The 7,399-nt window shown below is 75.0% G+C and carries 8 protein-coding genes; 2 read left to right on the forward strand and 6 right to left on the reverse strand.

Annotation, left to right across the window (positions count from 1 at the left end):
• Position 1 precedes the first annotated feature (1 nt).
• Positions 2–1,432, reverse strand: a complete 1,431-nt coding sequence (locus B277_RS12780) for a phosphomannomutase/phosphoglucomutase (RefSeq protein ID WP_007928889.1) — start codon at positions 1,430–1,432, stop codon at positions 2–4.
• Positions 1,433–1,476: 44 nt separating this feature from the next.
• Positions 1,477–1,860, reverse strand: coding sequence for a DUF3499 domain-containing protein (locus tag B277_RS12785; protein WP_007928891.1), 384 nt, complete (start codon positions 1,858–1,860; stop codon positions 1,477–1,479).
• A gap of 140 nt (positions 1,861–2,000) precedes the next feature.
• Here B277_RS12785 and B277_RS12790 point away from each other — a divergent pair, with 140 nt between their 5' ends.
• Positions 2,001–2,330 carry a metallopeptidase family protein gene (locus tag B277_RS12790; RefSeq protein ID WP_007928892.1) on the forward strand — a complete coding sequence of 110 codons (330 nt, stop codon included), beginning with the start codon at positions 2,001–2,003 and terminating at the stop codon, positions 2,328–2,330.
• Positions 2,331–2,366: 36 nt separating this feature from the next.
• Here the strand turns inward: B277_RS12790 and B277_RS12795 are convergent, their stop codons facing one another.
• Positions 2,367–3,836 (reverse strand): DUF5719 family protein, encoded by a 1,470-nt coding sequence (locus B277_RS12795; RefSeq protein ID WP_128276794.1) that lies wholly within the window; start codon positions 3,834–3,836, stop codon positions 2,367–2,369.
• Positions 3,833–4,768 (reverse strand): hypothetical protein, encoded by a 936-nt coding sequence (locus B277_RS12800; RefSeq protein WP_007928894.1) that lies wholly within the window; start codon positions 4,766–4,768, stop codon positions 3,833–3,835. The genes B277_RS12795 and B277_RS12800 overlap by 4 nt, the downstream gene beginning before the upstream one ends.
• A gap of 46 nt (positions 4,769–4,814) precedes the next feature.
• Between B277_RS12800 and B277_RS12805 the strand changes: the two genes are divergently transcribed.
• A complete protein-coding gene (locus tag B277_RS12805) occupies positions 4,815–6,314 on the forward strand; it encodes a hypothetical protein (RefSeq protein ID WP_156811792.1) in 1,500 nt (499 codons plus the stop codon).
• A gap of 102 nt (positions 6,315–6,416) precedes the next feature.
• On the opposite strand, the gene B277_RS12810 is transcribed toward B277_RS12805, so the two are convergent.
• Together B277_RS12810 and B277_RS12815 are read right to left on the reverse strand one after the other, a co-directional pair.
• Positions 6,417–6,896 carry a glycosyltransferase family protein gene (locus tag B277_RS12810; protein WP_007928897.1) on the reverse strand — a complete coding sequence of 160 codons (480 nt, stop codon included), beginning with the start codon at positions 6,894–6,896 and terminating at the stop codon, positions 6,417–6,419.
• Between the two features lie 14 nt (positions 6,897–6,910).
• Entirely contained in the window at positions 6,911–7,180 is a 270-nt protein-coding gene (locus B277_RS12815; protein ID WP_007928899.1) for a WhiB family transcriptional regulator, read from the reverse strand.
• Between the last annotated feature and the right edge of the window lie 219 nt (positions 7,181–7,399).

Consider the following 7,399-nt stretch of genomic DNA (forward strand, 5'->3'; position numbering starts at 1 on the left):
GTCAGGCCTCTCGGATGGTCGTCAGGACGTCGTCGCGCACGCGGGCCATCGTCGCCTCGTCCGCGGCCTCGACGTTGAGCCGCAGGAGCGGCTCGGTGTTGCTGGGGCGCAGGTTGAACCACCACATCGGGCCGTCTGCTCCCGCGTGGGTGACGGTCAGCCCGTCGAGCTCGTCGACGACCGTCGCGTCGGTGACGAAGCGCTCCCGGACGACCTCGGTCACCGCGGCCGCGTCCGCGACCGTCGAGTTGATCTCGCCGGAGGCGACGTAGCGCTCGTAGGGCGCCATGACCTCGCTGAGCGGGGCGTCGGTCTCGCCGAGCGCGGCGAGCACGTGCATGGCCGCGAGCATCCCGGTGTCGGCGAACCAGAAGTCGCGGAAGTAGTAGTGCGCGGAGTGCTCGCCGCCGAAGACGGCGTCGTGCTCGCTCATGACCGCCTTGACGTAGGAGTGGCCGACGCGGGTGCGCACGGGCCGGGCACCCCCTTCGGCGATGATCTGGGGCACCGCGGCAGAGGTGATGGCGTTGTGCACGATCGCGACCTCGCCGGCGTCGCGCCCGGCGGCGACCTCGCGGTCGATCTCGCGGCGGGCGATCATCGCGGTGATCGCGCTCGGGCTGACCGGCTCGCCCCGCTCGTCGACGACGAAGCAGCGGTCGGCGTCACCGTCGAAGGCGATGCCGATGTCGGCGCCGTGGCTGCGCACCCGCTCCTGCAGGTCGACGAGATTCTTGGGGTCGAGGGGGTTGGCCTCGTGGTTGGGGAAGGTGCCGTCGAGCTCGAAGTACATCGGGTCGATCGTCAGGGGCAGCTCGGGCAGGCCCGAGCCGGTGCCGAGGACGGCGGGGACGGTGAGGCCGCCCATGCCGTTGCCGGCGTCGACGGTGACCCGGAGCGACCGGGAGCCGGAGAGGTCGACGAGCTCGCGCAGGAAGCCCGCGTAGTCGGCGAGGACGTCGCGCTCGGTGACCGTGCCCGGGCGCACCCCGTCGAAGGCGGAGACGCCGGCGTCGAGGTGCTGCTGGGCGAGGTCGCGGATGTCGGCGAGGCCGCTGTCCTGCCCGACCGGTCTGGCCCCGGCGCGGCAGAACTTGATGCCGTTGTACCTGGCCGGGTTGTGGCTGGCGGTGAACATCGCGCCGGGCAGACCGAGGGCACCACTGGCGTAGTACAGACCGTCGGTGCTCGCGAGCCCGATGAGGACGGCGTCCACGCCCCGGGCGGTGATGCCGCGGGCGAGGGCGTCGACGAGCTCCGGCGAGCTCGGGCGCATGTCGTGGCCGATGACCACGGCGGTGGCCCCCTCGGCGAGGGCGACGACCTCGGCGAAGGCCGCCCCGAGCGCGTGGGCGACGTCGATGTTCAGCTGGTCCGGGACGACGCCGCGCACGTCGTAGGCCTTGACGAAGTCGGAGAGCGTGGTGGTCACCCCGTCAGCCTAGTTCGCCCACGACGTCTCGTGGGCAGGGGTCGTCAGTCGCGGTCGCGCAGGACGCGCAGGTGGCCGCGGCGGCCGGTCTCGGTGACCGTCGTCGGCTCGGGGCGGGCCCTCGTCGGCAGGCTGGCGGTCCGCTCGGAGTCGGTCGCCGGCTCGGGGCGGCGGCGGACCGCCTCGGCGACGGCGACGAGGTCGTCGTAGGTGGCCGGGGCGGGCTGGTCGGTCGCCAGGCGCACGACGTCCCACCCGCGGGGAGCAGTGAGCCGCTGGGCGTGCTCGTCGCAGAGGTCGTAGGCGTGCGGCTCGGCGTAGGTGGCGAGCGGACCAAGGACGACCGTCGAGTCGGAGTAGACGTACGTGAGCGTCCCGGCGGCCGGTCGTGCGCAGGCGGCACGGGAGCACTGGCGGGAGAGAGTCACCCGTGCAGGCTAGGCCACGAGGGACCGGATGCACGAAGGCACGCCGACCGCCTCCCCCTACGATCGTGCTCGTGAGTCGTCATCGGGATCGTCGTGGACGGGGCCTGCGCGGTCCGCTGGCCGTGCCGGGGGTCCCCGCCATGACGACCCGAGCCGAGGCCTTCGACGACCTCGTGGTCGACACGGCGCAGCGCTTCCGCGGGGTGCTGGGCCGCCGGTGGGAGGCGGTCGAGTTCGCCGTCGAGGACATCCCACCGTCGGACCCGGCCGGCTGGGAGGACGGGGTCCCGCTGGCCCGCATGTGGCCGGCCGAGGGCGCCCTGCCCGCGCGGATCGTCGTCTACCGGCGCCCGGTGGAGACCGCCGCCCGAGGTGTCGAGCCCGTCGACCTCGTGCACGAGGTCATGGTCGAGCAGGTGGCGCTGCTGCTCGGGGTCGACCCCGACGAGGTCGACCCGGACCGCCGCTAGGGCGCCGCGGTCACCGACGGCCGGGACGAAGGGCGGTCAGCGCACCTGGGTGACGGGCACGTCGCGGACGGAGACCCGCGTGGGCAGCAGCGGGATCGAGGTCGTCTCGGCGCGCGGGTCGGACGACGGCGGGGCGAGCACCACGGCGCCGTGCAGCCTCCCCCGGGTCGGTCGCAGCCAGACGGCCTCGGCCCCGTCGACCTGCACCGTGGTCCCGCTGCGGGCCTCGAGGTCGATGCTCTCCGTGGTCACCTCGCCCTCGCGCTGTACGAAGAGCTCGGCGGACGCCGCGTCCTCCGGGGCGACGACCTGCACGAGTCGGCGCAGGCCCCTGTCGGCGTCGACGGGCAGCACCGCCCCGGCGAGGGTGCCTGCCGGTGGTGTCGCGACCGACCACGCATGGTCCTCGCGGTCGCGGTCGTCCTGCACGGTCGTCGCGGCCGCTGCGACGACGGGTTCGTCGGACTCGATCTCCCACCCGGCGAGCGCGGCGTCGGCGGGCAGCTCGACCTCGACCATCTCGTCGGCGGGCACGGTGACGACCTCGATGCTCGTCGCGGGCCCTTCGCCGAGCCGTCGCACCTGGACGACGGCGTCGCGCTCGCCCGGGGCGGCCAGGACGAGCGTGCGCGCGCTGCCCCCAGCCCAGCCGGGGACGACGAGGCGGCGGGCCGGCGCCGCCGTCGGGGGCACGATCTCGACACCCGCGGGGTCGAGACCGTCGCGGTGGTGGTCGACGAGGGTGGGCACGACGAGCCCGCCCGTCACCGTGACGTGCACCGCCTGCGGGTGCTGGGTGCCACCGATGCCGTCGAGCAGGACGACGCTGCGCCCGTGCGCGGGGACGACCACCGAGCGCTCGGCGTCGTCACCGGAGGTGCCGACGAGGTCGAGCTGGACGCTCACGGAGTTGCCGCCGGGGTTGGCGAGGACGAGGCGCTCCTGGCGTCCCGCCTCACCACCGCCCGCGACGAGCCAGGCGTCGGCGGTCGCGGTCGGGCAGGGGGTCGCGGCGAGACCTCGCACCTGCTTGCCACCGGCCTCGAGACTCTGGCCGGCGAGCAGCCCCGGGGCCCGCTCCTGCGTGGCCTGCACCCGCACGGCGTGCTCGTCGAGCTCGTCGAGGGTGCGGGTCGTCGGGCCGCTGCGCGGGGTGCCCTCCTCGGGTGTCGCCGGCTCGCCGGTGAGGGCCTCGACGGTGATGTCACCCGGCTCGTCCGTCGGCTCCACGAGCCCGTCGAGCACTTCTGCGGGAGCGGCGTGCGCGGTCACCGACCCGGCCACGTCGACCGTCGACGTCTCGTCGTCGCCGGCGAAGGGGTCCCCCGTGCAGTACGAGGTGGACTGGGTGGCGGCGACCCGGGCTGCCGTCGGCGGGGCCGCGGTGCCCGTCGACACCTCGCCCACGCGGCCGGCACCGACGACGAGGCCGGCGGCAGCCAGCCCGACGGCGGCGACCCGGACCACCGGGGGGACCCATCCGTTGGTCGAGGGACGTGGACTCACTCGTCCTCCTCGGGGTCGACGCGCCGCTCCGTGGGGAGTGCGAGGTAGAGGGCGAGCACGAGGGCCAGGGCCTGGCCCGCCTTCCACACCGGGTGACCGGCACCGACGTCGATGCTCACGTCCTCGGTGTCGTCCGGGAGCTCGTAGGTCGGGATGGCGCTGTGCGTGGCGGCCTCGAGCCGGCGCCCGTCGGCCCGCACCACCGCGCGGTCGCTCCAGTCGAGGGACTCGGCGACGACCAACGTGTCGCCGCCGACCGCGTCGACGTCGCCGTCGGTGTCGGCATGGGCACCCGTGGCGACGGTCGTGCTGGTGTCGCCGGCCTCGAGTCGCGCCCTCGAGGGCACCGCGCCACCGGTGACGTCGGAGCGCACCGCCCAGGTGATCGTGCCCGCGCTCGAACCGAGCCTGGCCAGCCCGGGCGAGGCGTCGACGAGGCGCCGCTGGGCGTCGGTGGGTGAGACGATGACCACGTGCGAGACGCCGTGCTCGGCGAAGACCTCGCTGGGGGTGCGGCCCCCTTCGCCCGCACCGAGCACCTGGGCCACCGCGGCAGCCACCTGCTCCTCGCCCGGGACGGGCGGCGACGACTCGGTCAGGTCGCGCACGAGCGGACCGGGCTCGGAGCCGACGAGGCGGTAGGAGACGCCGCTGTCGGTGGTCTCGACGACGAGGGTCCGGGAGGCGGTCGGCCCCTCGGCAGCAGCGACCGCCACGAGGGGGCGGGGCTCGCGCCAGGTCGCCAGCTGGTCCCCGTAGGAGTGCTGGCCGACGACGACGCCGCTGCCGATCGCGACCACCGGCAGCACGAGCGCCGGGAGCACGAGCCAGCGCCGGTGCCCGGCGCCGCGCCACGCACGAGGCAGCGTGTCGGCCGCGACGAGCACCGCGACGAGCGCCCCGGCGACGAGCAGCAGCTGACCGGCACCCACCCAGGGGGGTGAGCGCTGCCCCGGCGCCGGGCTCGCCCTGTGCTCGGTGACCGATGACGAGGTGGGGCGCCCCCAGCGTCCAGGCGAGGCCGGCGAGGGCGCAGACCGCGGCGGCCCACGAGGCCGGGCGGCGCCCGGGCACCAGCAGGGCGATCGCGCCGAGGGCAAGCAGGGCCGCGGTCCACCAGGTCGTCGTGGCACCGCCGGCGAGCTGGCCGAGCGCGAGGCGGTCGACGGCGGTCGGGTCCTGGGTGGCGGTCATGCCCCAGCCGGCCAGCAGCCGGCGCGGTGCAGCCTGCAGCGTGAGCAGCCAGGGGCCCGCGAGCAGGAGCGGGACGGCGACGAGGGCCACGCCGGCCCAGCGCCTGCGGGCGTCACCGACCAGGAGCAGACCGAGACCGGCCGCGACGACGACCACCCCGGCGAGCGGCACGAGGCTCGCGAGCAGTGCGGCCCACAGCGCGGTCCGCACCGTGGCGCTCGGGGCCGCGGTGCGCCGCGTCGCCCGGACGACGCCGGCACCGACGCGGGGCAGCAGCACGAGCAGGGCGATGGCCCCGATCCGTCCCTCACCCACGGCGGCGGCGGCCGGGGCCGTCGTCACCCAGGCGAGGGCGGCAGCGGCGCGCAGCCAGCGACGATCGGTGAAGGTGCCGGCCGCACCGTAGGCGGTGAGGGCTGCCAGGGGCAGGGCGGTGACGACGAGGAGGGTGAGCACCATGCCGGCGGGCGAGTGGCCCGAACCGAGCCCGGGCACCCAGCCGACGAGACCGCTGAGCGCCGCGAGGACGACGACGGCCGGGCTCTGCTCCGCGGCACCGCCCCAGCCGGGTCCGTGCCACGTCATCCACCACGAGTCCCAGAGCTGGCCCGCCGTCGCGCGGCCGCCGAGCAGCTCACCCCCGACGAGGCCGGAGTCGACACGGTGGCGCAGCTGCGCCGTGACGTGACGGGCCGACCAGGCCGACAGCGCGCACGTCGCGACGAGGAGCCACAGGAGGGGATGCGTCAGCCACCCACCGCCCCGCTCGACCTCGAGCGAGCGCGCCTCGACCGCGGCGCCCGGCCCGGTCGACCCCCGGGCCTCGTCGACGAGACGACGGCGCGCCTCGCGCGGGGTGACGAAGAGGGCATCGAGGTCGCCACGGGCGACCTCGCGCGGGGCCCTGCCCCGCAGGCGAGAGCGCAGGGTGCGCACGTCGAGGACCGCCGGGAGGCTGGCCAGCTCGTCGGCGCCCATGCCGGGGCGCTTGAGGACGACGAGCGCCAGACCACCCACGAGACTGCTCAGGGCGATCCACAGCGCGACGAAGGGGGGCGGCGGCGAAGTGGGCCCGGGCCAGGGCCGCGCGGCGGGCCTGGCGCCGGTGGTCAGGGGTGGGGCGAAGCTCGGCGGCGGTCGGTCGCACGGCGACGGCCGCACGAGGCGCGAGCACCACGCGACGGCCGGCCCGCTGCGAGCGCCAGCCGAGGTCGAGGTCGCCCCCGAGATCCCCGAGCGCCGGGTCGTGCCCGTCGAGGGCCTCGTAGGTGTCGCGGTCGATGAGCAGACCGTCGAGGGGCGCGGCGACCGCGTCGACGTCACCGTCGTGCTGCCCCTGGTCGGTCGTGCCTGCCACGGGCGTCGGGACGATCCGACCCGTGCGGGTCACCTGGAGCCCGAGGCGGACGATGCGCGAGGGTCGCGCTCGTCGACGAGCTTCGGCCCCACCATGCCGACGCCCCGACCGCTCGCCGCGACGAGCAGTCGCAGGGCCTCGGGGTGGGGTCGGGTCCGGGAGGTGAGGACCCACACGAGGTCGCGTCCGGAGCCGTCGCGCGGCAGCCGATCGACCATGGCCGGCAGGATCCTGCGGATGCCACGGCGCGGGCCGAGGGTGCTCGTCAAGACCTCGATCCCGGCGTCGGCCACGGGAGCGAGGAGGTCGCTCGTGTCGCCGAGACCGTCGAGGGCCCCGTCGACGAGGAGGAGTCGATCGGGGAGACGGTCCTGGGCGAGGAGGGAGCTGAGGACCTGTCCTGCGTCGTCACGGCTGCGCGCCACGACGACGGCGGTGACGGTGACCGGAGGCGTCGTCGTCCGCCGGGAGGGGGTGGCGGAGGTCGACGGGAGGCTGCGCTGCGTCACGACCTCGCCGACAGTCAGACTGCGCGCTTCTTGAGCTTGCGGCGCTCGCGCTCGGACAGACCGCCCCAGATGCCGAAACGTTCGTCGTGCTCGAGCGCGTACTCGAGGCACTCCTGGCGGACCTCGCACCCGACGCAGACCTTCTTGGCCTCGCGGGTGGACCCGCCCTTTTCGGGGAAGAAGGCCTCAGGATCCGTCTGGGCGCAGAGCGATCGCTCCTGCCAGGACATCTCCGATGCCTCGTCGGTGGTCTCACCACCCATGATCAGCTGAAGTTCGTGCATGGTCCCTCCTCGACCTCGACACACTCGACCCGGACTTCGTGCCGCGTGGCCGTGACCACGTGACATGTCTGTAATTACATGCGTGTCATGCGTGCGTCGTCAAGCCGGGGAGGCTATGGAGCGTTGAACGGTCGGGCGGGCACTCCCCTTCGTCACGGGGCTGAGACGTGCCAAGGCGCATCACCGTCATCACCGGGGGGACGTCCCGGCGCCCGATTT

It is taken from the genome of Janibacter hoylei PVAS-1 (genome assembly GCF_000297495.1).
Taxonomy (GTDB): Bacteria; Actinomycetota; Actinomycetes; order Actinomycetales; family Dermatophilaceae; genus Janibacter; species Janibacter hoylei.

What these genes read in the sequence shown, in the direction of transcription:
- B277_RS12790 (WP_007928892.1), top strand. Translation starts at nt 2,001, where the DNA reads ATGACGACCCGAGCCGAGGCCTTCGACGACCTCGTGGTCGACACGGCG.
- B277_RS12815 (WP_007928899.1), bottom strand. Translation starts at nt 7,180, where the DNA reads ATGCACGAACTTCAGCTGATCATGGGTGGTGAGACCACCGACGAGGCA.